This is a genomic window from Pontibacter aquaedesilientis, from assembly GCF_014773225.1.
Classification (GTDB): Bacteria; Bacteroidota; Bacteroidia; order Cytophagales; family Hymenobacteraceae; genus Pontibacter; species Pontibacter aquaedesilientis.
Genome location: NZ_JACXAJ010000011.1, coordinates 64,093 through 89,414, shown reverse-complemented (window position 1 = coordinate 89,414; position 25,322 = coordinate 64,093). Strand labels below are relative to the sequence as shown.

Annotated in this window: 18 protein-coding genes and 1 tRNA gene; 11 read left to right on the top strand and 8 right to left on the bottom strand. The window is 45.7% G+C overall.

Annotation, left to right across the window (positions count from 1 at the left end):
• Nucleotides 1-15: 15 nt before the first annotated feature.
• The 4 genes from H9Q13_RS16845 to H9Q13_RS16830 all read right to left on the bottom strand — a co-directional run bounded on the left by H9Q13_RS16845 (nt 16) and on the right by H9Q13_RS16830 (nt 3,010).
• A complete protein-coding gene (locus H9Q13_RS16845; RefSeq protein WP_191184983.1) occupies nt 16-999 on the bottom strand; it encodes an ABC transporter ATP-binding protein in 984 nt (327 codons plus the stop codon).
• 2 nt (nt 1,000-1,001) lie between these two features.
• Complete coding sequence (locus H9Q13_RS16840) at nt 1,002-1,388, bottom strand: SRPBCC domain-containing protein (protein ID WP_191184982.1); 387 nt, start codon at nt 1,386-1,388, stop codon at nt 1,002-1,004.
• A gap of 21 nt (nt 1,389-1,409) precedes the next feature.
• Nucleotides 1,410-1,631, bottom strand: coding sequence for a VF530 family protein (locus H9Q13_RS16835; RefSeq protein WP_191184981.1), 222 nt, complete (start codon nt 1,629-1,631; stop codon nt 1,410-1,412).
• Between the two features lie 179 nt (nt 1,632-1,810).
• Complete coding sequence (locus H9Q13_RS16830) at nt 1,811-3,010, bottom strand: phosphoglycerate kinase (RefSeq protein ID WP_191184980.1); 1,200 nt, start codon at nt 3,008-3,010, stop codon at nt 1,811-1,813.
• A gap of 709 nt (nt 3,011-3,719) precedes the next feature.
• Here H9Q13_RS16830 and H9Q13_RS16825 point away from each other — a divergent pair.
• The 4 genes from H9Q13_RS16825 to H9Q13_RS16810 all read left to right on the top strand — a co-directional run bounded on the left by H9Q13_RS16825 (nt 3,720) and on the right by H9Q13_RS16810 (nt 9,622).
• Entirely contained in the window at nt 3,720-6,422 is a 2,703-nt protein-coding gene (locus H9Q13_RS16825; RefSeq protein WP_191184979.1) for a D-alanine--D-alanine ligase family protein, read from the top strand.
• Between the two features lie 255 nt (nt 6,423-6,677).
• Nucleotides 6,678-7,454 (top strand): PASTA domain-containing protein, encoded by a 777-nt coding sequence (locus tag H9Q13_RS16820; protein ID WP_191184978.1) that lies wholly within the window; start codon nt 6,678-6,680, stop codon nt 7,452-7,454.
• A gap of 54 nt (nt 7,455-7,508) precedes the next feature.
• Entirely contained in the window at nt 7,509-9,323 is a 1,815-nt protein-coding gene (locus H9Q13_RS16815; protein WP_191184977.1) for a T9SS type A sorting domain-containing protein, read from the top strand.
• Nucleotides 9,320-9,622: a rhodanese-like domain-containing protein gene (locus H9Q13_RS16810; protein WP_191184976.1), complete on the top strand. Its 303-nt coding sequence runs from the start codon at nt 9,320-9,322 to the stop codon at nt 9,620-9,622. Before H9Q13_RS16815 ends, H9Q13_RS16810 begins: the two co-directional genes overlap by 4 nt.
• Nucleotides 9,623-9,925: 303 nt before the next feature.
• Here H9Q13_RS16810 and H9Q13_RS16805 read toward each other — a convergent pair whose 3' ends face one another.
• Together H9Q13_RS16805 and H9Q13_RS16800 are read right to left on the bottom strand one after the other, a co-directional pair.
• Nucleotides 9,926-11,212, bottom strand: coding sequence for a site-2 protease family protein (locus H9Q13_RS16805; RefSeq protein ID WP_191184975.1), 1,287 nt, complete (start codon nt 11,210-11,212; stop codon nt 9,926-9,928).
• A complete protein-coding gene (locus tag H9Q13_RS16800) occupies nt 11,199-11,831 on the bottom strand; it encodes an HAD family hydrolase (RefSeq protein WP_191184974.1) in 633 nt (210 codons plus the stop codon). Before H9Q13_RS16800 ends, H9Q13_RS16805 begins: the two co-directional genes overlap by 14 nt.
• A 90-nt stretch (nt 11,832-11,921) precedes the next feature.
• On the opposite strand from H9Q13_RS16800, the gene H9Q13_RS16795 reads away from it, so the two are divergent.
• Nucleotides 11,922-11,995: transfer RNA gene (locus H9Q13_RS16795), tRNA-Ile, on the top strand.
• A 240-nt stretch (nt 11,996-12,235) separates the two neighbouring features.
• On the opposite strand, the gene H9Q13_RS16790 is transcribed toward H9Q13_RS16795, so the two are convergent.
• Both H9Q13_RS16790 and H9Q13_RS16785 read right to left on the bottom strand, forming a co-directional pair.
• Nucleotides 12,236-13,099: an ImmA/IrrE family metallo-endopeptidase gene (locus H9Q13_RS16790; RefSeq protein WP_191184973.1), complete on the bottom strand. Its 864-nt coding sequence runs from the start codon at nt 13,097-13,099 to the stop codon at nt 12,236-12,238.
• The gene (locus H9Q13_RS16785) at nt 13,099-13,437 is read right to left on the bottom strand and encodes a helix-turn-helix domain-containing protein (protein WP_191184972.1); all 339 of its coding nucleotides are present in this window, start codon (nt 13,435-13,437) and stop codon (nt 13,099-13,101) included. Before H9Q13_RS16785 ends, H9Q13_RS16790 begins: the two co-directional genes overlap by 1 nt.
• A 149-nt stretch (nt 13,438-13,586) precedes the next feature.
• Here H9Q13_RS16785 and H9Q13_RS16780 point away from each other — a divergent pair, with 149 nt between their 5' ends.
• The 6 genes from H9Q13_RS16780 to H9Q13_RS16755 all read left to right on the top strand — a co-directional run bounded on the left by H9Q13_RS16780 (nt 13,587) and on the right by H9Q13_RS16755 (nt 25,321).
• On the top strand, nt 13,587-14,756 hold the full coding sequence (locus H9Q13_RS16780) for a cobyric acid synthase CobQ (protein WP_191184971.1): 1,170 nt from the start codon (nt 13,587-13,589) through the stop codon (nt 14,754-14,756).
• Between the two features lie 8 nt (nt 14,757-14,764).
• On the top strand, nt 14,765-17,026 hold the full coding sequence (locus H9Q13_RS16775) for a ThiF family adenylyltransferase (protein WP_191184970.1): 2,262 nt from the start codon (nt 14,765-14,767) through the stop codon (nt 17,024-17,026).
• Nucleotides 17,027-17,113: 87 nt separating this feature from the next.
• Nucleotides 17,114-17,692: a hypothetical protein gene (locus tag H9Q13_RS16770; RefSeq protein ID WP_191184969.1), complete on the top strand. Its 579-nt coding sequence runs from the start codon at nt 17,114-17,116 to the stop codon at nt 17,690-17,692.
• Between the two features lie 397 nt (nt 17,693-18,089).
• The gene (locus tag H9Q13_RS16765; RefSeq protein WP_191184968.1) at nt 18,090-20,204 is read left to right on the top strand and encodes a type I restriction-modification system subunit M; all 2,115 of its coding nucleotides are present in this window, start codon (nt 18,090-18,092) and stop codon (nt 20,202-20,204) included.
• A complete protein-coding gene (locus H9Q13_RS16760) occupies nt 20,204-21,475 on the top strand; it encodes a restriction endonuclease subunit S (RefSeq protein ID WP_191184967.1) in 1,272 nt (423 codons plus the stop codon). The genes H9Q13_RS16765 and H9Q13_RS16760 overlap by 1 nt, the downstream gene beginning before the upstream one ends.
• A 15-nt stretch (nt 21,476-21,490) precedes the next feature.
• A complete protein-coding gene (locus tag H9Q13_RS16755; RefSeq protein ID WP_191184966.1) occupies nt 21,491-25,321 on the top strand; it encodes an AAA family ATPase in 3,831 nt (1,276 codons plus the stop codon).
• The last annotated feature ends 1 nt before the right edge of the window (nt 25,322 follow it).

The window sequence follows — 25,322 nt, the reverse complement described above, 5'->3', positions numbered from 1 at the left end:
GGGAAATTAAAACGCTTACAGGTACCAAACATCCTCAGGTGCTACCGTCAGGTATACCTGGCTACCTACTGCAGGAGGTTGCTGACTCGTCTTGAGGGTAACGGCTCTCCCGGGAAGTTGTGCCTCCAGCTCGTAGAAACCGCCAAAGAATGTTACTTTGCTCACGGTGGCTGTCACAGCAGTGGCTTCAGCCGTTGTAAGTCGGAAGCTTTCCGGCCGGATGAGCAGATCTCGGCTTTGGGGTGAAATGCCAGGTATAGCCGTGAAGCTATCAGCCGCAGCTGCTGGTATCAGGTTATAGCTGCCGAAAAGCGCAGCCGTATATTCGTCGACGGGTTGGCGGTATACCTGCTCGGGCGTTCCCTGCTGTACGATTTGGCCACCTTTGAGCACGATGATGCGATCGGCCCAGGAGAGGGTGTCGTGCGGATCATGGGAGATGAGAATGCAGGTGATGGCCAGCCGCTCCGTGATATCATGGATCACTTCTTTGAGCATTTCTTTGTGCCCCTTGTCTAGGTTGGAGTAGGGCTCGTCGAGCAGCAGCAGGTCAGGCCAGGTGCTGAGCAGACGGGCCAAAGCGATACGCTGACGCTCACCTCCCGAGAGTTGGTTGGTTTTGCGCTGAAGCAAGTGACTGATGCGACATACCTCGTACAGCGTTTCGGCCTGGTCGCCTTGCAGGGCGTTGGCGTAGCGCAAGACCTGCTCTACCCGCAGAAATGGAGGCAACTCGTACTGCTGCGACAGATAGGCTATACCTGCATGGCCCGGCACCAACTTGTCGTGCGGGCCAATCACGCGCTGATCTTCGAATGTTACTTGCCCGGCACTGGGCTGCACCAAGCCGGCAATGGTTTGCAGCAAGGTGCTTTTGCCAGAGCCGGTTTCCCCGGCTATCGCAATTTTCTCATACTCCCCTTGCCGGAAGCTGATATTATGCAAAACGGTATGCCCGTCTTCGTGCACACTGATTCCGGATACTTCTAAAAAACTCAAAACTAAAATTCGTCCTCGTAAAACTCAATCAGAGCACCGAAGTAAGCCTCATTCCAGCCTTCCACAATATCCTCGTAAGCTTCGTCCGGAATGTTGAGGTGACGCAGCTCGGCGGAGGTGCCGTGTTTGTGTGGGTGCAGCTTAATTGTTACAATAGATTTCTCAGTTTGGTCACCGAAATACCATTCCTGCACGATCATTTTTCCTTCCTCAAATTCCAGGTTCTTGCCGACGATGTTCCCCTCGAAAAGCGAAAACTCTGAACCGGGTTCCGTCGACATCTCGGCCGGGTCGCCTGACCAGAGCTGGATGGTGTTTGGGTTGGTCAGGGCGGTGTATACCTCCTCCGGGGCAGCCGGTACGATGTAATATTTCTTGTAGTCTTTCATGTCTGGTTTGGTGAGGGGCTACTATTTTCCGGCAAAAGTTCTGATGTACAACTCTTCTACCTTCTGTCTGGCCCAAGGGGTTTTACGCAGGAACTTAAGGCTGGAGTTGATGCTTGGGTTGCTGTTGAAACTGTTGATGTTGATCTTGTAGCCCAGTTCCTCCCAGCCATAGTAGTCTACCAACTGCACTAATATCCGTTCTAATGTCTTTCCGTGGAGGGGGTTATTCTTCTGTTCTTCCATACGCATTTGTTTTCTGGCCAACTGAAGGTGTGTGATTCACAACACCAGCCTTCCGCCTGCTGCAAATTTACCTGAATTATTGATTGTGCTGCACATTTAAAAAAAATCCCCCGCCACAAAAAGCAGCAGGGGATTTTAATTTTAATAGCCCGAATCAAAAAAGCGGACCATTTATTTTCTTAGTAATCGTCTCGTTCAATGGCGGCCACACCAGGCAGTGTCTTGCCTTCCATGTACTCCAGCAGCGCACCGCCACCTGTCGATACGTAAGATACGCGGTCAGCATACCCGAACTTATTCACGGCAGCGGCAGAGTCGCCGCCCCCAATCAGGGAGTAGGCGCCCCGACGTGTGGCATCTACCACAGCATCGGCAATGGCTTCGGTGCCTACCGAGAAGTTTGACATCTCAAACACACCCATTGGGCCGTTCCAGAGTATGGTTTTGGAATTGCGGATCACATCAGCGTACTGCTCACGGGCGTTCGGTCCAATGTCAAGGCCCATCCACATCGGTTTGATGTGGTGGCTCAGGGCGGTGTCTACGTTGGCGTCGTTGCTGAACTCATCGGCAATGATCGAGTCTACCGGGATCATCAGGTTCACGCCTTTTTCCTTGGCCATAGCAATCAGGCGGGCAGCCAGTTCTACTTTATCTTCTTCCACCAGCGACGAACCGATCTGTCCACCGTCCGCCTTGACGAAGGTATAGCTCATGCCCCCGCCGATCAGCAGGTTGTCCACGCGGTCCATCAGCTTTTCGATGATCAGGATTTTGTCGGAGATTTTGGCACCCCCCATAATGGCGGTATAAGGACGCTCGGCTCTGTCGAGCACGCGACGTGCGTTGTCGAGCTCCGCATGCATCACGTAGCCCATTACCTTGTCGTTCGGGAAATACCGTGCGATAACTGCCGTAGACGCATGTTCGCGGTGCGCCGTACCAAAAGCGTCGTTCACATACACATCGCCCAGGCTAGCCAGTTCTTTGGCAAAATCAGCGTCCCCCTTCTCCTCGGCTTTATGGAAGCGCAGGTTCTCCAGCAGCAGGATTTCGCCTGGCTGCAGGTCGTGCGCCAACTGAGCGGCCTCCGGGCCTACGCAGTCGCTGGCAAATTTCACGGTAGTGTTAAACTCATGGGAGAGACGGTCTACCAGATGGCGCAGCGAGTATTTCTCCTCCGGCCCAGCCTTCGGACGGCCCAGGTGCGACATCAGAATCACAGCGCCACCGTCATCCAGAATTTTTCGGATAGTCGGAACGGCCGCTCTGATGCGGGTGTCGTCGGTAATTCGGTAATCAGCATCCAGGGGCACGTTGAAGTCAACCCGAACCAGGGCCTTTTTGCCGGTAAAGTTATACGCGTCTACTGTTCTCATGAAGTTGTTTTTCGTTAGTCTTACTCGTTTTTCGTTTTTCCGGGTTTTTTGTTTCCGGTATGCGTAAATGGGTGTACAAATATAGTGAAAAGGGTATTTGTCTGAATCATGATTTTCAGGATTTAAGGATTAACAGGATATCCCTGCCTTCCCCTTTTGTAGAGGGCCCCTACCCCCGAAACAGGGGAAGGAGCGGTGCACGATTGTCATTCCCACTGCTTCTCCAAAGGGATAGGGCTATTAAGTTTTACTCTTTTTGTCATCCTGGAAGGATCTTGGTAGCGTTTAGCGAAGACTTAACCTCCCGGGGGTAGGGGCCCTCGATTTTTGTGTCAAGACACAAAGGGAGTACCCACCGCAAAGGCGAAGCCATGAAACAAGTGAGCTTGCTATACCTGCAAAGCCGCCGCTACGCCAGTTACAAACTGGCTATCATATACAACCACAAGTTGCGCTGCCGCCAAACTTGCGGTATGAAAAGATAGTAGACCCCAAATCAAGTCCGGGATATTCGAATCGCACCATAAATCCTACCGCCGATAGCGCACGAAAACAATCCCTCCCTTGGTTAAACATTGAATTTCCGACTCATCCCCGCCGTTATACCTGTGCCGGACATCATAAATCCCGATTTTACTATGTATTTCCAAAAGCATGCTGTATCTTTTGCCCCTTAAAATACAGCGCGTATTTGTTACCTTTGCATACCATGAGAGTAGGAATAATTTTTGGTGGGCCATCCCGTGAGCGCGAAATATCCTTCGCAGGCGGCCGCACCGTGTACGATAATCTTGACAAAGCACTTTTTGAAGCCGTTCCAGTATTTGCCGATAGCCTCGGCAATTTCATTTTGCTGGATTGGCAATATATCTACAAAGGCACTATCCGTGACTTCTATCCGCCGGTTGAGGCCTTGCCAGAGAGCGAGCATGGGCTGCAGATATACCTGGAGTCACTGGGCGAGCTGAGCATCGAGGAGCAGGACCGCATTATTGCCAAAGCCGGAAAGCGCCTAATGCCGCATGAGTTCCGCAATCACTTCGACTTTGCTTTTTTGGCCCTGCACGGACCTTACGGCGAGGACGGCAGCATTCAGGGTTTGCTAGAATGGTACCACATTCCGTACTCCGGTTCCGGCATTTTGCCGTCGGCTATAGGTATAGACAAGGCTGCCCAAAAGGAAATGTTGAAGCAGCACGGCTTCCCAACACCAGATTACCGCAAGGTACAGTACGGCGACTGGAAAAAGCAGGAGAACCGACAGCAGTTGTTCGAGTCGCTGGTAGCGGACCTGGGTTTGCCGCTTGTGCTCAAGGCACCGCATCAGGGTTCTTCTATTGGTGTCTCGATTGTGAAGGAGCATAACTACGACCTGTTTGAGCAGGGCATGGACCGAAGTTTCTTTACCAAGAATATTTACAAAGCAGCATGGCAGGCACTGGGTGAAGAGAAGCAGGTAGCCAGCATGAAGCAGTTGGTAGACATACGCGAGGGCATCGGCATGCCGGTGGTGCTTGAGGATGGAAAGATCCTGTATCACCCGGAAGAGCTGCTGAACCACATCAACCATACCTTTGAGACCACTGACACCGACACCATCACACTGACAAGCGTAGAGCATGAGCAGCAGGTGCTGGTAGAAGCCTTTATTAAAGGGCGCGAGTTCTCCTGCATCGTGGTGCAGGACGAAGCCGGTGCGCCCATCGCCTTACCGCCGACGGAAATCGTGAAAGGGAGCGAGGTGTTTGACTATCGTTCGAAATACCTGCCGGGTCTGGCCCGCAAAATCACACCGATCGACCTGCCAAGTGAGCAGATTCAGGAAATTCGCAAAGCCTGCAGCAAGCTGTTTGTAAACTTAGGCTTTAACGTATACGCCCGCCTGGACGGCTTTATTACAGCAGAAGGCAATATCTTCCTGAACGACCCGAACACGACTTCGGGCATGCTGCCGTCTTCGTTCTTCTTCCACCAGGCGGCTGAGATCGGCTTGAACCCTTCGCAGTTCCTGACTTACATTATTCGCACCTCGGTGGCCGAGCGCCTCAAGTCCGGTAAGGACACCGTGACACTGACCAGGCTGTTAAGCAAGCTCGATAATGCCATCAAGGAAGAGAATGCTCACCGCCACGACAAGATCCGGGTAGGGGTGATCATGGGGGGGTATTCTTCTGAGAGACACATTTCGGTGGAAAGCGGACGAAACATTTACGAGAAGCTGTCTTCCTCCACCAAGTACGAACCGCTGCCCATCTTCCTGACAGGAAGCAATGAGGAGCACCGTCTGTACAGTATTCCAATCAACATCATGCTGAAGGACAATGCCGACGACATCAAGGAAAAGATCCAGCATTTTGAGCACGGAGGTAAGCCGCACCCGGTTTTGCAGGAAATCATCAGCGAGGCCGAAAGCATTACACGCAAGTATACCGGCAAAAGCCTGGACGAGCCGCAGCATATCACCTACAGTCAACTGCAGAACATGGTCGATGCCGTATTTATCGCACTGCATGGCCGTCCGGGTGAGGATGGCGCTCTACAGCAGGAGTTGGAGAAGCTGGCTATACCTTACAATGGCTCCGGCATCAGTTCTTCGCAGATCACGATCAACAAATACGAAACCAACGAAATTCTCGCTAAGCATGGCGTGCCAGTAGCGCAGCACCGAATGGCTTGGAAAGAAGACTGGTTGAATGACAAAGAGGCTTTTTACCAAGGTATAGAGTACGAGTTCAAATACCCATTCATTGCCAAACCGGCTGACGATGGCTGCAGTTCGGCTGTGAAGAAGATCAAGAACCGCGCGGAACTGGACGCCTTCACCACCCTTATTTTCCGGGAGATGGAGGAGCTGGACTCAGGCTGTGCAGCTACTTTGTCGCTTGGCTTTAAAGAGGAGTTTCCGAATAAGCAGGGCTTCCTGGTAGAAACGCTCATCAGCAAAAACGGCGCGAAGCACTTCCTGGAAATCACAGGTGGTTTGCTGACAAGGTATAACCCGGACGGTACCGTGGAGTACGAGGTGTTTGAGGCATCGGAGGCGCTGGCCGAAGGCGAGGTATTGTCGCTGGAAGAAAAATTCCTGGCTGGGGAAGGTCAGAATATCACGCCGGCACGTTATGCTACTGACCCGGAACGCCGCCAGAAAATCTCTGACAAAGTGAAGGAGGACTTGAAGCGTGTGGCCCAGATCCTGCAGATAGAAGGCTATGCCCGTATCGATGCCTTTGTGCGTGTGCTGGAGAACGACGAGGTGGAGACCATCATCATTGAGGTGAATTCCCTGCCAGGCATGACCCCGGCAACCTGTATCTTCCACCAGACCGCCATCAACGGTTACAAGCCTTACGAGTTCATCGACCGCATCCTGACATTCGGCATGGAGCGAAACGAGAAAAGTTTGGGAGTTTAGGAGTTAGAAAGTTTGAGAGTTTAGGAGTTAGAGAGGTTCATTTTTTTCGTTGGAGCTTATCCTACATAATGCACAAACTATTTGTCTGAATCAGGATTTTCAGGATTAAAGGATTTACTAGATTATTGAACGATTATATATTTAATCAATCCTGAAAATTATGAAATCCTGTACATCCTTGGGGTAGGGGCCTTATGTATAGATTCAGACAGTAATCAACAATTAACAAAAGCCCTGGGGCAAACAATTAATTAAATGTTAAAATCGAATTCTTTTGTGGGTGTGCTGATACACCTGGCTCTAATGGGCGTGATTGTGGGCCTGCTGGTCTTTGGCTTCTTTTACCTATACCTGCCCGAGACCACTAACCACGGTGAAACCATTTCGGTGCCGAAAATTACCGGTATGCAGTTGCCTGATGCGGAGGAGTACCTGGAAGAGCAGAACCTGCGCTATTTTGTGAACGATTCCAGCTATAACCCGGAGCGCAAGCCTTTCGAAATACTCACCCAAGACCCGGCAGCGGGTGCAAAGGTGAAGGAAAACAGAAAGATCTACATCAGCATCAACATGAAAAACCCGCCGATGATCAAGATGCCCAAGCTGATTGACGGTTCGGTGAAAAATGCGGAGTTGATTCTGAAAAGCTACAACCTGCGTAAGGGAAAAATCACGAATGTGCCGGACCTGCAGCATGGCGCCGTGCTCAAGCAGTTTGTGAACGGCAAGGAAGTGAAACCAGGCGACCTGGTGCCGAAAGGCGCCGTGGTAGACCTGCATGTGGGCGACGGATTGGGCAACACTGAATTTGAAGTGCCGAGCGTTGTGAACATGCCGCTGGACGAAGCCTCGGTACTGCTGGTAGGGCAGGGGCTTCAGATTGGCAACATCATTTACGTGCAGGGAAGCGGCAAGTCCGATGGCACGATCATCAGACAGCGCCCGATCGCTGAGGTAGGAGCCAAGATCCGAATGGGTGAACTGGTAGACTTATGGGTGGCAGGCGAGGAGCCTGTGCAAGGTATAGACTGATCCTGAATCGCCTGTCACGCTTTGTGGCAGGCGATTTATATATAACCAATGTGTATGAGCAAAAAGCTGGCGCTTACGGTAGTATGTTTCTGTTGCAGTATGGTAGCGATGGCCCAGGTCATGCTCATGCCCCTGCAGCAAGATTTGCAGCGCCAGTTTCAGGCCCCTGTTAAGCAGCAACTCCGACTGCAGCAAACGCCACTCACGCTCCCTTTCTTCGACGATTTTTCTGCCACTTCCATTACCCCAGACCCGGCCCGCTGGATCAATGGCGGGGTATACGTGAGCAGCCGCTTTGCCTTACGCCCCATTACCCGGCAGGCAGCATCTTTCGACGGACTGAATGCAAATGGGCAAGCTTATGGCTCCAGCAGCGCCGGTCCGGCCGATACGCTGACTTCGCAACCAATAAAGTTGCAGGGGCTGAGCCCTGCCGACTCGGTATACCTGAGTTTTTACTGGCAGTCAGGTGGGTTGGGCGATGTGCCGGACCGCACCAGCAACAACAGCCGTTTTCTGCAGCTTGAGTTTAAGGACAATACAGGTGTTTGGCGTCCGGTATGGCAGCAGGCTGGGCTAGGCAATGCAACGGACTTTGCGCAGGTGTTTGTGGCCCTGCGGGAACAGCGTTTCTTTCATGACAATTTTCAGTTCCGTTTCAGGAGCGAGGGTTCCCGCAATGGCTTGTTAGATGTCTGGAATCTGGACTATGTGGAAATGGACCGCAACCGCCGCAAAGGACAAAACACGACCCGTGACATTGGCATCAGCCGAAGTGTTTCGCCTTTACTCAACGGTTATACCGCTATGCCCGCCCGCCAGTTTCTGGCCAACCCTACGCTATACCTGAGCAAGGAAGTGACGGCCTCTGTGAACAACCTGGGCACTATGCCAGGTGCGATTGCCTGGCGTGGGTTTGTAAAGCGAGCAGGAGCGGTCGTCGCCGACACTTTTCTGAGAGAACAGGGTCTATTGCCCGGCCAGGTGCGCCAGTTCGAGATCAAAGGCTCGCCCCGCATCAGCAACCTCAATCTTAGCAACGAGGGCTTTGTGCTGCAGCATGGCTTCCTCCTCGACACCAAAGAGCCAAATGCCTTGCAACGGGCCAACGACAGCACACTCCGCAGCACCCAGTTTGCCGACTACTTTGCTTATGACGATGGTACGGCAGAAGGAGGTTTCAGCTATGTGTCGTCCAGCAGCGCGACGCAGGTAGCGCAGCGCTTCGACCTGAGCCTGCCAGACCAGGTACGGGCTTTTAGGGTACATTTTCCGTTAGTAGGGAGCACACTCCGAAACACATCGGTTACCTTTAAAATCTGGGCAGACGAAAACGGTATACCAGGTCGCACCTTGCATGAGCAATCGTTTCAGGTTCAATATACCGAAGGGCTCAATACATTTTATGAAGTGCAGCTGTCGGAACCGGTGGCGGTGGATGGCAGCTTTTACATCGGTTGGAGTCAGCCGGGCACCACTTTCCTCAACGTGGGTTTCGACCGTAACCACTCAGCCAGTGGCCGCCGTTTTCTGTTCAGCAATGTAACGGGCTGGCAAGAAGACACCTCTCTGGAAGGAGCCGTAATGCTGCGCCCTGTCATGAGTGGCCAGGCATTGGGCATTGAAGAGATACCGGAAGCGGAGCGGGTGCAGGTATACCCTAATCCATCCAGAGGCGTACTTTACTTTAAAGGGGAGTACCTGCATTTTTCGATGTTCGATATAACCGGAAGGGAAATTTTCCGTCAAAAGGCATCCATGGGCCAGGTTCCAGTACAGCTGCCGCAGCTGGCTCCCGGACTATACACAATTCGTATAACAACAGACAAGCATATTTTTACCACCAAACTATTCCTAATAAAACCATGATCACAGCAGATATTACCGCAGAAGAACTAAAAGAGCGCCTAGCCAAAGGGGATACACCCGTTATCATTGACGTGCGCGAAGATTGGGAACACCAGGAAACCAGTATCGCCGGTGCCCAGAACATTCCCCTGGGCGTGCTTCCGGAGCGACTGGATGACATTGAGCAGTACAAGGATCAGGAAGTGATCGTGCATTGCCGGTCAGGTATGCGCTCCGCCTCCGCCAAGGCTTTCCTGCAGCAACAGGGTTTTAGCCAGGTTCGTAATTTGTTGGGAGGAATTACAGCGTATAACGGATAGAATATATTGTTGCGAGACGAAGATCCTGTACTTAGTTCGGGATGTCATCGCTCGCGTCTACTTTAGAGGGGCCTCAGGCCCCTTTTTTCATAGTACCAATCTTAGGTCAAGCGCGTGCATTGTTTTATAACTTTGCCTGTGCGGCGGGCACTCACTTTTTTCTCCCGAATCAAGTTCGGAAGAAAAGCTAAGCGAAGTTGGAGCCGACTAATGCGAGAATCCTGTCAATTTTTAAATCCTGAAAATTCTTGGGATAGGGGTCCTAAATTAAGATTCAAACAATTTTAACTTCCCTGAAACCAGCTATTCAATCACAAAAGGACTAGGGCTGAAGCAAAGCAAGAAGATAACAAATGCCAGTATACCCAGCACCTTGCGGCCCGGTGTGAGCGGGGCCTCATTGGGGCAGGAGGGGTGGAAAATGCCCATCAACCTGGATAGCAATAAGCCGAACAGTAGCCAACCGGTATAGCCGTCTGCATCAGGGAAAACAAAGGAGATCAGTACTTGCGTGGTCATTACCACCAACACCAGGTATAAGGTATAGCGCAGTTTGGGCGCGGCTGGCTCCAGTACAAAGAACAGGTATAGCACATACAGCGGCCATACCCAGATATAGCCTGCCCACTCCGGAAAAGTCTCGGCCAGGCTGTATTGCAACAGCAGCATACCCAGCGCCGCCATCAGGCCCCGGCGGTTGTCATGCAGAATCCCCCGGAAAGCGAAGAACACAAAAGGCGCCAGCACCACCAGCAATTCGTCGGTCCAGAGTGGTTCGTTGTGCGGCGAGATAACTCCCAGACCGGCATAGACAATGAACAGGCTAAAGAAGATGGGCGACAGTTGATTGAAACGTTTATACCCAATCAGGCCGTACAGCACGTGCCCACCGTCTAGTTGACCAATGGGCAGCAGGTTGAGGGCTGTGAAGAACAGCGCCAGGTAACCGGCAAACAACAGCGGGTAATGGATCACTTCATAAGCATTGGGCACCAGTGCCGGGTCCGCCACATACCTTTCAAACAGCACAAACAGCAAATTCTTGCCCAAGGAGAAGTTCCCCTCACCCTGGTAGACATGCTGCGCGTAATCCAACCCGAATTGCTCGTACTCCGGGTGAATCGAAAAAACATACTCCGGCTCCGGCAGGTGCGTGAAGCCATAGAACAGCAAAGGTATAGCCACTACAAAACCAGCCAGCGGCCCCGCTATACCTATATCGAAGAACTGCTGCCTGGAGAAAATGCGGCTTTTAATCCGGATGAAAGCCCCCATGGTACCGATGGTGGACGTGATGCCGAACCACAGCGGGATATAGTAGGGCAGCGTGACATCGGTCCGGTAATGCTTCGCCGTGAAATAATGCCCGAATTCATGCACCGTGAGCACACCCAGGAAGGGCAGCGAGAAGTACAGCCCGGCAGCCAGTTCGGCCCATGTAAATGTACCCATCCAGGAGAACCCTTCTGCACCCCAAAAAAACAGTTTTCCAAAGCGCCATTCTGCCCCCGCGATGGTTGTGGTAACAAGCGTGAGCAGGAAAAGCAGCAGGTGCAGGCTATACCTGTGCTGCTGCTTAGGCAACCTCATCCCCAAACACTTGGTTAATGGTAAGCGGGGGCTTCAGGAACAGCGTTCGCAAGCCTAATTTGTCGGCGCTCTCGATGTGCTGTATGCTGTCGTCGATAAAGAGCGTCTCTTCACGCTTCAGTCCGTTTTGCTCAAGTATCTGCTCAAACACAATGGCATCAGGTTTGCGCTGCCCGATTAGGTGCGAGTAGTAAGTGCGTTCAAAAAGCGAGTCGAGGCTCGGGATAGTAAAGCTATGCTCCACCATCTCGTTGAAGCGCTTGAGGTGGATAGCATTGGTGTTGCTCAGCAGGAAAATACGATATTTCTTGCCTAGCTCGCGTAGCAGCTCAATTCTTTCGGCCGGAATATCAAGCAGCATGGCGTTCCAGGCATTGTCTATTTGATCGTCGGTAGCGTCCAGATGGTAGGTGGCACGCAGTTCTCTCCTAAAGTCCTCTGGGCTGGCGTTGCCGGTTTCGAAGAGGTCAAATAACTGAGACTGTGCTTTTTGGCTGTATTCGATGGAGCGACCTTTGGGACAGTACTGCTCCAGCTCATGTATGCTTTTTTGATAATCGATGTTGATGATGACCCCGCCGAGGTCGAAGATGATGTTTTTTACGTTTGTCAGCTCCACGAAATTTTTTTGTGTTGTATTTGAAATTGTCAGTACAAATATGTAGAATTGCACTCCCAAATCAAAGGAAGCACATTCTTTTAAGGGAACGGGCCTATAGCTCATTCGGTTAGAGCAACTGACTCATAATCAGTAGGTGCCTGGTTCGATTCCAGGTGGGCCCACAGAAAATCAAGCACTTACATCGTTTATTCGAAGTAGGTGCTTTTTTATTTGCACACAATTTGCACACAGATTCCTGTAAGTTTAAAAGGCTGAGATTACAAAATCTCAATAGATCAGGAAATTTCAATTTCCGACACCTTGATCCATATAAGGATTTTAATAGAAGTTGACTTGCAAATTATAGATGGGAACGAGACTAAATATATGAAAGAACCCGCTAGGTGGTGGTATACAGAAATTTAAATTTTCGATCTATTCTCTCCTCGTGGAAAAAATAAGACGAATGCATTGAAGGAGTTATTAAAAAAATGATAAGCACAGTCAATAGATTCCCCCTCTAATGAAATAATTTCGATGCTGCCCCGCTCATGGTATTTCTTCTGAAAATAGTAATCTTTAACAAAAGCCCATTTGTATCCCAGTTCCTGCGGTACGTGTATTTCTCCAAATTCAGACCTGAATGTTGAGGAAAGGAATATGTCTCGAAGGGAGCACCTTACTATTGAGCCTTGGGGTGACACATTCTCTAGGACTATCAACCCACAACGTTTCTTGTTTGATTCAACAAACCGTCTAAGCGAAGCATGTACAGAGGCACCAAACTTCTTTGCCAATGCCATGGGTGCCTTCATGCCAAACCCGATCTTACTCATTTCTGCCTCAAAGCGGTCGAGCTGGAATAGTGTAGCAGATGCAAAGAAATTTGCCTCAGCTTCGAATTCCTCGTTCGTCTGTTCGCTCAGGCTAACGTCGTCATCCATGAACTCATGTAAATTTTTCTGCCATGGTAGTACTTCATGCCCGACTTCATGCAGTTTTACAAAGTTGCGTTTAGAATCAGATAAGTCCAGATCCAGATAAATGACTTTTTCCTCTCGGTCAAGTATGCCCCTTATCTTAGCTAATGCACTAAACAACTTGTCATCCGCTTGCTTAATATAATTAGAGTGTATTCTTGAAAGGCTTAAATCATTGTTGACCGACAACTCGGAGAAGGAAATGATTTTATCAACTGGGGTAGGGAAAACACCAAGGCACTTGCTACCGGATAGTATCTCCTCAGCAACCTTTTCGATATCCCTTCTGGTATGCTCTTCCAGCATTATTTCTTCTTACTGAACCGGAGGAATTTAAGATACTCTATTAATGCCTCTTCTTCCTCTTTGGACAGGCTCTCAGCGGAGAAAGCTACAGAATTCAGTAGGCTAACCGTATCGTCTTCCTTTTTCTTGATTGCACCAGATGCAGCCATTAAGCTGTTTAATTCCAGGTTGTATAGGGAGGACAGTTTGTATAGGATATTGGCAGATGGGTTTTTAATCTTGTCATTTTCAAGTTGACTCAGATATGCATTCGAAATACCAGTAGCGTCTTCCACTTGACGCAGCTTAAGAGAGTTTTGCTCCCTTGCCTCTTTTAAGGTTTTTCCCAATGTTTTCATTACAAACCTTATGTGTTACGACTGCAAAGATACATATCTTATCTAAAGATATCAAGAATTGCTTAAAAGGATATAAATATTTTTAATTTTGCTTGATATATTTAGATTTTTGTCCATACCTTTGTTAAAACTTATATTTAGATATTTCTATGGCGGACTCTAAGATCAAGTATTATCCAGTAGACAACGGTGACATGTCATTAATTCTCCTTCAAGACGGCACTTCTATTTTGGTTGACTGTAACATCAGACAAAGTTCAATCGACAGCACGGACCCGAAGGTTTATGACGTAAAAAAGGACTTGCTTTCCTCCGTCAAGAAAAGAGACGCAAATCCCTATGTGGATGTATTCATCTTGACACACGGCGACTGTGACCACTGTCGAGGTTTTAAGAATAATTTTTACCAAGGTGACCCAGCTAAGTATAGCATTGGTGATAGGAGGGAGAATCGGATTCTAATCGACGAGATGTGGTTTTCACCAATGATCGCGGAAGAGCACACTAATGATGATGAGGACGCGTACCAAAAAGAAGCTGAGAGAAGGATTGCTCTGCATCGTAATAAGGACGCAGATAGAGATAAGCCGGGTAACAGGATAAAGATAATCGGTTATGATGGTAACAAAGATTATAAAGACATAGACCATCTGCGCGCCACCCCTGGCAAGGTGGTGGAGGTTTTCAATGGAAAGAAACAGTCAACTTTCTCTGTGTTCATACATGCCCCGTTCAAAGAACACTTAGCCTCTGCTGAGAAAGACAAGAACTCGACAAGTATTGTCTTTCAAGCAAGGTTCAAGATTGCCTCATACGACACCAAATATGCATGTCTTGCGATGTTCGGAGGGGATTCTGACCACTATTCATGGGAAATTATCTTAGAGAAAACCAAGCGATATAAGAATGATGAGAAAGAACAGGCCTTGGATTGGGATATTTTCCTTGCTCCACACCATTGCTCATGGTCCTTTTTCAATGACCGACCACAAGCTGAAAACCCTATTCCTAAAGAGACCTCTTTGGAAATTTTGGATTACAAGCGAACTGGTGGGAAGGTTATTGCCTCCTGTAAAAAGATAATAGATGAGAAGCCAAACCCTCCACACTATGAGGCGAAGGAGGAGTATTTAAAAAAATTAGACAAAGCTTCGGATCTGCTGAATACGGCCGTTTACCCAAAGGAGTCTGAGCCTAAACCGATTGAGTTTACCATAACCAGTGGAGGCCCAACTCTTTCCCCAACGAATAAGGTGGGTAGTGCGATTGGATCTGCTGGCGGAGCTGGTGCGGCGTCATCAGTTGTGAAACAGGGTTAAAAATGGGTATGCTGCATAGTGATTCATTGCAACGATATAGTGACGAACTCTCCGAAGCTATTAAAATTGGCTTAGGTGAGATCCGTGACTTCTTTGATTTGGAGAATGTAGTGGTTTTAGCATATGATGAATATCATATTGCTATACCTGTTACTTATAAGGTATCTCTTCCCCCTTTGGGAACAGTAGGCGGAATTGACATACGCAGTGAGGAACCTGTACTTATAAAGATATCTCTCAGGAGATACCCTGATCAGATACCTTTGATCCTAAGCGACCGCAAGGATTTCCCAAAGAAGCACCTTGCGCATTTGTATGTGTCCAGGACATCAGAGGAGGCAGGCAAATTTTGTATTGTAAGGAACAACCCAAATGAATGGTTTGCAGGGGCTAGAATGTGGGATTTATTGGCCGTCGGTGAACAGTGGCTATTTAAAGCTGCAACCGGTCGTCTCTCAGGTGACGGTGAGGAATTTGACCCTATACGTTTGGAAGGCTATCACGGGTACCATGTTTACAAATATGATTTACTACATGAAGTAGTAAGCAATGATCAGAGGTTCCACCCTGGGCATGGGATGGCTCTGCTTTTCTCAAATATACTAAGTGATGATGAAGAAAAATATGGGTCATTAACTTATAAGACTTTGTCATCCGTTCCTTTTATCCAACTAGCCAATTTCATGAAAGTTATTGATGAGCTGCATAAAAGCATAAATGGGAGAGAGGTGTCACTGCTTCTATCTATCTTGGTATGGAGACAGGATGATGAGGTTGAAGAAGAGTATTGCACTAGCCTTCCTAAAAATTACGGTGAGCTTAAGATATACTTTAACGTCCGAGGAATAGATATTGATGGAGTGTTGGCAATTTATAAAAATTATGGATTACAAAAGAGGAGAGGGATTCCTATTATACATGCCGTTAAAAGACCGAAGAAAATGGTTGGATACGGTGGGCAGTATGAGTTCATCAACTTCTCTGTTTTAGCTCCAGAAGGAAAAGGCCAAGCCATGCCAGAAGATGCTGCAGTACTGAACCTATCTCACATAGAGCCTTTCAGTTCTAATTTGGCTGCCAAACTCTCAGGTGAAACAAGATCTGCAAAAACGCTTTACGTTGGCGCAGGCTCCTTGGGGTCAAAGATTATTATACATGATGCAAGAGGCGGAAAGATGCATATAGGTGTAGTGGATGAAGACAAGTTCTTGCAACACAACCTTGCCCGTCAAGCATTATACCATGATAAGGTAGGTTTGAATAAGGCAGATGCTACCATCAAACAGATATCAGATATGTTTGAAACTGATAGTACTAAAGGCTTCCGTGCTTATGCTATGTCAGTTGAAGATGTTTCGGATAATGTATTCGAAGACTATGAGTGGCTGGTAGATAGTTCAGCAAGTCTGCTTGTACAGAATTGGCTTTCAAGGAAGGTATTACCAGCTACGCTTAAAGTTAGTCGTTGCGAGGTTGCAGATGACGGAAGGCTTGGGCTGCTATACATCGAAGGTGAGGAAAGAAATCCGCGTATCGATGACTTAATAAACATGGCGTATTATTCTGCTATAGCCAATGATGCGCTTAAGTCATGGAGAAGGCGCGATTCACAAAGAGTGTACAGCACAATTGACATTGGGTTAGGTTGCAGCTCTACGACTACAGTAATGCCAGACGATATAATATCCTTGCATTCGTCTGTGTTCTCCAGGTTACTTCACCAAGAACAAAGCAATCCTTCGATAGGTAACAAGGGGCTTATCTATTTAAGCCAAGTGGAAATGGGGGGAATACCGAAGTTACAAAGCAAAAGCATCCTCGTTCCTCCCTTCGAAAGCTACTTTTGCGCAGAGGGAAGTGGTTGGGAAATAAGAATGGCAGCGGGGAGCTCTGAACGGCTTCTGAACTTATGTAATCAAAATGGTAAGATAGAGACAGGGGGTGTTTTAGTGGGGATGGCAAACTATAAAACAAAAACAATCCATGTTTTTGATATAATTGAGGAGCCGCAAGGTAGTACAGGAACCCGCACTGGTTTTATAAGAGGAGTGAAGGGGCTACCAGAGTACATTAACGAGATCAAAGAATCCACAGGAGGCGTTGTTGGCTATATCGGTGAGTGGCACACTCATCCAATGGATTTGGAAGGATTAAGTTGTAGAGATAAGGCTACGATACGTGAACTGGTTATTTTAAACAGGAAAGAGCCCATACCGACCTGTGCTATAATTGTTACTAATGATAAGATTCTACCGTTTGTTTTCTTATGATCCTTTTCAAGGCTTTTCAACAGAGGAATTTAGGCATTAATATGATAAAGCTTTATAAAATATAATCAACCTTAAACCTTCAAGTTAATGAACTTCAAAGCATACGATATTCTATCATCGCTTATCCCTGGCTTTCTAATTTTACTATTGGCATTAAAACTTGGAGGAACGCCATTTGACAAAGATATGGTTATACCATATACTGCTATTGCGTTCTTACTGGGAAACGTGATGAATACATTGTCAAGCTGGCTGGAAGACTTCTATTTTTTCACGTGGGGAGGAAAACCTTCCTTTAGGTTATTAGAGGGCAAGGGGATTTGGAAAGTTAAGTTCTATCACTGCGAAAAGACTAAAGAGTTGCTTCTCGCTGAAGCCAAACCAAACGCTTGCCATGATGAACTTTTCTCAATAGCAATGCAGTACGCGAACGCTCAGAAAGATCCTCGTGTAGAAGATTTCAATACTGCTTATGCCTTTGCCCGAGTAATTTTAACTACAGTTTTGTTCGGTGCTATTGTTTTGATTAGTAGGAATTATTTGGATTGGAGATACTATGCGGTACTAATCCCGATTTTATTTATAGTTTGGTTACGCTGTAAGCAAAGAAACTATTATTACACAAGAGAAGTGTTAAGCGTTTATTTGAAAATTAAGAATTCTTGATTAATTAGGACTGTATAACTTCTCAAAAGCGCCATTTATTTATAAAATCCGTGATTATAGAATTGTCAGAGGCTTTTGGCAATGACTAATCTAGCATATTGTATTTTCTTAATGGAAAGCTCAGGAAATAATAACCTGGGCTTTTTTAATGGATTTTATTTTACAGGTTATAGTATTATGAATATCATTATAACGACTAGCCAATATTTGTTTTAAATTATATGCATTTAGAACATTATTTCCCACAAGCAAAGATGTACTGTGTTTCTAGTGTAATATCATTGAATTGATATATAAAATTTGAAATATTTCAATGTTAGTGATAACATTAGTATTTTAGAGACTCAAATAAAAACCTTACATAATACAGTGCTAAGTGTGCTTAGCAAAGTTTACGATGACTAACGAACAACTAAAGAAACTAGAAGATGATTTGTGGGATGCAGCCAATTCGCTGCGTGCTTATGGAGGGATTAAGGCGTCAGATTATGCAGTGCCAGTGTTAGGTCTCATCTTCTTACGCTTTGCTGATAACAAATATAGCCATGTAGAGGCTGAAATTCTGCAGGAGTATGAAAAACACAGAGGTACACGCATGGAGCGTGACTTGGATAAAATAGCCTTAGAGAAGTGTGGGTTCTATTTGCCGGAGCATGCCAGATATGAGTACCTGCTCAACCTACCTGGAGACAAGAAAGCAGCTGAAGCCATCAAAGAAGCAATGGTGGCGATTGAGAGTTATCAGGATGCGAAGTTCCAGGGAGTGCTGCCAAAAGATGCTTTTTTCGATATTGAAAAGAAGAAGGATGATATTCTTCCTCAACTGTTAAAAGCTTTCTCTGACATACCTAAAGACGCTAGTGGTGATGTATTTGGGAAGATTTACGAATACTTCCTGGGTAATTTCGCCTTGAGCGATGGCCAGAAGGGGGGAGAATTCTTTACGCCTACTTCGGTTGTACGCTTCATTGTAGAGGTGATTGAGCCTTATAGTGGTAAGATTTACGATCCTGCCTGTGGTTCGGGGGGTATGTTTGTACAATCAGCAAAGTTTGTGAAGAAAGCTAACCACGACCTGAACGATATTTATGTATGTGGGCAAGAGTACATGGGTGAAACTGTACGACTTGCTAAGATGAACTTGCTGGTGAACAACCTTCGGGGGGAGATTACAGAAACGAACTCCTACGAAAGTGATCCCTACAACAGTAAGGGTAAGTTTGATTATGTAATGGCTAACCCGCCATTCAACGTGAAGACAGTAAAGGAAGCTACTGTTAAAAATGACCCTCGCTTTACGGCCTATGGCCTGCCGACAAACAAGGGAAAAAAAGACGATAAAATAACCGATGCGAACTACCTCTGGGTATCGCTGTTTGCAAGTTCGCTGAATGATAAAGGACGTGCTGGGTTTGTGATGGCCAATTCTGCGTCTGATGCACGCAATTCAGAGTATGAGATCAGGAAGAATATAGTAGATAGCGGCATAGTAGATTGTATGGTGACGATGCCGTCTAATATGTTTTATACAGTTACCCTTCCTGCTACCATCTGGTTCTTTGATAAGGGCAAAGTAAACACCGACCGTAAAGACAAGATACTGTTCCTAGATGGCCGTAACCTGTACCGCCAGATAGACCGCGCACACCGCGATTGGACAGAAGAACAGGTACAGAATCTTTCTGCTATTGTACGCTTGTACAGGGGCGAAACCGACCGCTATCTGGAGCTGATCTCTCACTACATCAAGGAGGCACAAACAGCATTATCTGCTATTACCGAAAGAGTAGAGAAATACAATGCAGCTCTAAATAAAGCCTTAGCTAATCTAAAGAGTTACTATCAGCAGAGCAAAGACAAGTATAAGCCTGAACAACTTAAAAAGCTTCAAGCGGCTATATTACCAGAGCAATTACAAACCCTTCAGCTGAAAGATGGGCTGGAAATGCCGAATCTCCAACCATTACAAACACTTGCTGCATCTGCCAAAGAAAATGCTTCACAGTTACAGTTTGCTACTGAATTTAAAACTGTACTTAGTGCTTATCAGGAATTGCAATCTGGGCTAAATAAGGAGAAGGAGAGTGTGTTTGAGCTGTGGAAGCAGGCTGATTCTCTACTAAAGCTTAAAAGTGACAAAGGGTGGAATGATCTGGAGCTAAATAAAATTGATAAGTATCTGGACAAGAAACAGCTGAAGCTCAAAGTTGCCTTAGAACAAGCAAGCTATTGGCTTGATAGTATGGCATGGCTACAAGAGCGCTTTCCAGATGCAAAGTATGTAGATGTGACAGGACTTTGTAAGATAGCATCACGAGAAGAATATGTGGTGGAGCAGGATTACTCCTTGAATGCTGGAAGGTATGTGGGTGTAGAGGCTGGTGATGATAGTCTTTCTGCCAAAGAATTTAAAGAGTTACTTAGTTATAAACTCCTGGCTTTTAAAAAGCTGACAAATCAGGCTCATCAATTAGAGCTTTCTATTGAGCAAAATTTAGCTGCCCTATTATAATGCTGAAGAGAATAAAGGTCGGAGAACTGATTAGAGGAGGTAAAGCCCATTCTCAAACAGGTCCATTCGGAACACAGTTGAAAGCTTCAGAATATGTTGAGGAAGGTATACCTGTTATCAATGTAAGAAATATAGGCTTTGGTGATGTTCGCAAAGAACAGTTGGAGTACCTCGATGATGAAAAGGCTGCTCAGCTAAAGTCTCATCTTTTAAAAAAGGATGACATAGTCTTCGGTAGAAAAGGAGCTGTAGAAAGGCACTCATTAATTGGAGAAAATGAAACTGGATGGATACAAGGCTCTGATTGTATTCGTCTCAGATTCTTAACAGATGAATATAATCCAACTTTTATATCATTCTTCTTCAGAACACTTGAGCACCAGCAATGGATGATTAATCTTGGCTCCTTTGGGGCAACAATGGGCTCTCTTAATCAAGAAATCATCTCCAAAATTGAAATTCCTGATGTACCAAGATTTATTCAAGATAAGATAGCCTCTATACTTTCTGCCTACGATGAGCTATTAGAAAACAACAACCAGCGAATTTCATTACTTGAGCAGATGACGGAGGAAATTTATAAGGAGTGGTTTGTGCGCCTTCGCTTCCCTGGCTATGAAAATACACCTGTAGTTGATGGTGTGCCTGAAGGGTGGCAGAAGACAAACTTGGGCAATGTAACTTCAATGGTTAATAGAGGCATTTCCCCAGCATATGATGATGAAGGAAATTCTTATGTACTAAACCAGAGGTGTATCAGGGATAATAAAATTGACTACAGTCTATCTAGGTGTCAGTCTAAAAGGATTCCGAAAGATCGCCTTCTGAGATTAGGAGACATTGTAGTTAACTCAACAGGAGAAGGGACACTGGGTCGGGTGGCACAAGTTTGGGAGCAGTTAACAAATTTTTCAGTTGATTCTCATGTAACTATTGTACGTCCTGTTTCTGCAACTGATGCTGAATTCCTTGGAATAAATATGAATTTAGGCCAAAAATTAATAGAAAATATGGCTTTAGGTTCAACAGGACAAACCGAATTAAACAGAACTGATTTAGCACGGCTTCAGGTGCTGTATCCTGATCGTGCCACACTTACTTCTTTTTCTGAATTAGTAAATCCTATCATCACAGAGATTCAGGTATTGGTAAAGAAGAACAATAATCTAAAACAAACCCGCGACCTTCTTCTTCCAAGGCTCATCAGCGGAAAGCTCTCTGTAGAGCATCTACTGAAGCAAAAGGAACAACAACTTCAATTAGCTATTTAAACAAAAGTATCAAGCATGGAAATGTCACCTGATGAATACCTTCAATGGAAGGAAACCATTGATTGGGATGAATATAAGGAGTACGCAAAAAATAATAGTTTTCCTTATAGTGATATAAAATGGATAAACGCCATGTTTGATAGGCGCCCTTCTTGGAAACAAGTGAAGGCTGCCAAAGCTGTAGTAGATAAGATTGATGCAGATCAGGACAAGCAGGAGTTTGATGGAGGATATGATGAGATCAAAGATTCTCAACCAACAAAGCATTTAACAGTCCGGGTTGCCTGGCACGACAACAAGTGGAATGGCAAGATATGTAATGATCCTATTAACAACATATACTGTAACGGTTATCATTCATTGCTCTCGGAGCGTATCCGGAAGCGCAAAAATGCTGAGCTGGAAAGTGGCTATGCTGGACAGACGATTCAAGTAATACAACAGGAGGAAAGCTACACACCTCCTTGTTTTTGGTCTATAAATGCATTTGGAGATCAGGAGCTAGTTATATCACATGACAACCCTGCTGAGCCAGCTCTAACGCCAATCAGAGAGGAATTGCCTCCAAATTCAGTTTTTTCATGGCCTTTTGCAGTTTCTTTTACCAGAGACCTAAAAGAAGAGAATAGAGAAGGGGCATACCCAAGAAATTTAGAAGATGTTCGCATACCTCATTTCCAGAATAAGTTAAAAGCAGAAGAATCACTTGTTTTCTTATATGCGAACTATGATAATCCAGTCTCAGGAGAAGACCAAGAGTACCTTGTAGTGGGGGTTGGGCTGTTAAAAGAAAAAGCAGCTAATACACGCTTTAATGGTCAAGAATATATTTTCGAGAAAAAACAAAAACATAAGTTTCCCAGAAATAAAAACTTTCCACGCATCAACTGGGCATTACGTTATACGCTTGACTGGCCTAAGCAATGCGTAAGGCTGCCTTATCACGAATACCTAGAAGAAGCTGAAAAAACAAAGGACTACTCGCGCTTAGATCGCTTGAAAGTATCTATATCTGAACCTGAACTGATCCATAACTTCAAGTATGTGGCTATGGACGTAGACCATGATGCTTGCATTTACCTACTATCTAAGATCAGGCAGAAACTTCTTGATATCAGAAATGAAGGAGTAGTGCCTCCAGGTGATGTTGATAAAGATTTAAAGAAGATAGACTTCTTCCTGAGCATGGTTTGGGACAAGCGGGGTTACTTGCCTGGTCTTAATTCCCTAACCAAAGTGCTGCTCCCGCACCTTAGTAACAAGATTAATTTTGATCCGCTTATAGAGGATCTTAAGGCAGAAGGAGATGATTATGTCGCTGCTATAGGTGAGCTACTAAATGCACCATATGCAAATACGGAGTACAGAAGGTACGCTGGCTTATTAGATGAGCTACATAGAGCAATCAAACAGAGCCTTGGGATTGACATTGATCAATTCCTGCAGTTGGCAATGCTCAACCTAACTCCAAGGCAGTTTGAGAAGATAAAGCTTGGACGATTAGGAAATGACCAGCCTCTGCGTGATATCAGAGAGATTTGTCAGAATCCGTACTTGTTATTTGAAGAGTATGAACCTGATGAAAGTGTAGAAGCTCTAGACCCAAATACAGGAGAACAGTTAGATTTTCCGATTGAGCTCTTCAAAATTGATATAGCATACTTTCCCAATACACAATTCCTCGATAGGGTAGCCATACAGCAAAGATTCGAGAATACAGATGCCAGAAGGGTAAGAGCATTAGTTATACACCACCTTAAGGCCCTTGAGTCAAAAGGGCATTGTTTTGATGACGCTAAAACTATTGAACAGGCGCTAAAAAGTTACCCGCTGTTCTACAGAATAGAAGAAGATTACCATTTGCCTCTTGATTTCCTGTTACGCATATCTGACAACTATGAATCTGTTCTCTCAGAGAAGCTGGAGGTAGTAGAGCAAAATGATACCAAATACTTTTATTTGAAGGAGCTTTACCAAGCTGAACAGAAGATATCCAACGATGTTAAGCACCTTTTAAAGCTTGAACCTATAGAAGAGGATTTCCCAAATCTAGCTGATTATATCGAGGGTTCTTGCAGTATACTAAAAGGTGATATACAGGAATTCGAAGAAGAACTTTTCAGGGATGAACGTCAAAGGCTTTATAAGAATATACTTTCCAAGCGCCTGTACGTGTTAACAGGATCGCCAGGATCTGGTAAATCACATGAGCTCCTAAAGATCATCAGCTACCTGCAAAGCAAGAATGAGAAGTGCTTAGTTCTGGCACCAACAGGAAAAGCAGCACTACGTCTGAGTACGGATGACAAATTCAAGGGAGTACAAGCTCTAACGATAGACAAGTACATACACAGACACCGAAAATCTCCAAGCAGTAGAGAAGACTATAACAACATAATTATAGATGAGATGTCAATGGTAGATCTCCTCAAATTTAGGGATTTACTAAAGACTCTTAATTTCAACAAACCTTCCTTCAAGAGGCTAATTTTGGTAGGAGACCCAAATCAGCTTCCTCCAATAGGTTTTGGTAAAGTATTCGCAGATTTAAGAGACTATCTCAATCAGGAAAAGGAGTTTGCTGATCACCTGATTGAACTTGAAGTAAACTGTAGGCAAACTTTAGAAACAGAAATAATTGAGTTTAGTAAGATTTTCTCAGACTATAACCAACTGCCTATAGAGATCGAGCAAAAAGTAGCACTTGGGGGAGAGGTTTCAAAAGAAGGAAGCTTTCAAGTATGTTACTGGACAAGTGAGGAGAAGCTAAAAAAACAAATGCTCAATCGTTTAGAGCAGTTAAGGAAAAAGGAAGGAGACTCTGAGCCAGCTAACTCAGTCCTTAACCGCCTCTTAGGCATAAATGGTGAGAGGAAAGTTGATGGTTTTCAGATTCTTAGTCCCTATCGTACGGGAGTGGCTGGGTCAGGTAAGATCAATACTTTCTTTCAGCAGGACCTGAGGAGTGGAGAATCATTTGTTCAAAATAACAAACTTGCCTTTAAAAGAACTGATAAGGTTATACAAATCTGTAATAGATACGCGGGCAAAGAGCTGGCATTGTCTAACGGTTCATTAGGCCTTGTAGAAGAAAAAGGGATTTACTTTCCAGAAAGAGGTAGTGAGGCTGTAAGTTTCTATGATGGGCTTCTAAAACAGGAAGAGTTGGAGCTAGCTTATTGTATTACAGTACACAAGTCACAAGGTAGTGGCTTTGATCACGTTTTTGTAGTTATACCCGAACGCTTGTCTTTATTATCCAAAGAGCTCCTATATACTGCGCTTACTCGCTCTAAAGAAACCCTAACAATATTTGTTCAGGGTAAACCGACTGAAAATTTTGAAGATACATTATTTGAGCGCATAAGAACGAGATCTTACTCTGCTGTTAGAAAGACAAGTTTGTTTAGTCTTCCATTCTGGGACTTTTCGCTGGAGCCTGAGAAGGGCGTGTTTGTCAAGTCCAGGGTAGAGTATATTATCTATAACGTCCTAAAACAGTTTAGGGAGGATGTAGAAGGGTTTGAATTTTTCTATGAAAAAGCACCACTCATAAATGGGCAACAGTTGAAGATGAAGACTGACTTTACCATAAACACACCTTCCGGACATACTTTCTATTGGGAGCATTTAGGCTTACTGGGCAGCAAGTATTATGAACGTAAATGGAGATATAAAAGGGAAAAGTATAAAGAGGCTGGAATTGATAATCTGCTTACTACAGATGAGACAAGAGGTATAAATGAAGCTAAAGTAAGAGTGATAGTCGAAAACATGCTGAGTAATGCCTTAAGAACAGAAGATAAATATCAAACCTATTCATCTCATCATTATTATTTAAGATAAC

Excerpts from the sequence above, each read along its gene's own strand:
- H9Q13_RS16840 (WP_191184982.1), bottom strand. The coding sequence starts at position 1,388 with ATGAAAGACTACAAGAAATATTACATCGTACCGGCTGCCCCGGAGGAG.
- H9Q13_RS16835 (WP_191184981.1), bottom strand. The coding sequence starts at position 1,631 with ATGGAAGAACAGAAGAATAACCCCCTCCACGGAAAGACATTAGAACGG.
- H9Q13_RS16830 (WP_191184980.1), bottom strand. The coding sequence starts at position 3,010 with ATGAGAACAGTAGACGCGTATAACTTTACCGGCAAAAAGGCCCTGGTT.
- H9Q13_RS16825 (WP_191184979.1), top strand. The coding sequence starts at position 3,720 with ATGAGAGTAGGAATAATTTTTGGTGGGCCATCCCGTGAGCGCGAAATA.
- H9Q13_RS16820 (WP_191184978.1), top strand. The coding sequence starts at position 6,678 with ATGTTAAAATCGAATTCTTTTGTGGGTGTGCTGATACACCTGGCTCTA.
- H9Q13_RS16815 (WP_191184977.1), top strand. The coding sequence starts at position 7,509 with ATGAGCAAAAAGCTGGCGCTTACGGTAGTATGTTTCTGTTGCAGTATG.
- H9Q13_RS16810 (WP_191184976.1), top strand. The coding sequence starts at position 9,320 with ATGATCACAGCAGATATTACCGCAGAAGAACTAAAAGAGCGCCTAGCC.
- H9Q13_RS16805 (WP_191184975.1), bottom strand. The coding sequence starts at position 11,212 with ATGAGGTTGCCTAAGCAGCAGCACAGGTATAGCCTGCACCTGCTGCTT.
- H9Q13_RS16790 (WP_191184973.1), bottom strand. The coding sequence starts at position 13,099 with ATGCTGGAAGAGCATACCAGAAGGGATATCGAAAAGGTTGCTGAGGAG.
- H9Q13_RS16785 (WP_191184972.1), bottom strand. The coding sequence starts at position 13,437 with ATGAAAACATTGGGAAAAACCTTAAAAGAGGCAAGGGAGCAAAACTCT.
- H9Q13_RS16780 (WP_191184971.1), top strand. The coding sequence starts at position 13,587 with ATGGCGGACTCTAAGATCAAGTATTATCCAGTAGACAACGGTGACATG.
- H9Q13_RS16775 (WP_191184970.1), top strand. The coding sequence starts at position 14,765 with ATGCTGCATAGTGATTCATTGCAACGATATAGTGACGAACTCTCCGAA.
- H9Q13_RS16770 (WP_191184969.1), top strand. The coding sequence starts at position 17,114 with ATGAACTTCAAAGCATACGATATTCTATCATCGCTTATCCCTGGCTTT.
- H9Q13_RS16765 (WP_191184968.1), top strand. The coding sequence starts at position 18,090 with ATGACTAACGAACAACTAAAGAAACTAGAAGATGATTTGTGGGATGCA.
- H9Q13_RS16760 (WP_191184967.1), top strand. The coding sequence starts at position 20,204 with ATGCTGAAGAGAATAAAGGTCGGAGAACTGATTAGAGGAGGTAAAGCC.
- H9Q13_RS16755 (WP_191184966.1), top strand. The coding sequence starts at position 21,491 with ATGGAAATGTCACCTGATGAATACCTTCAATGGAAGGAAACCATTGAT.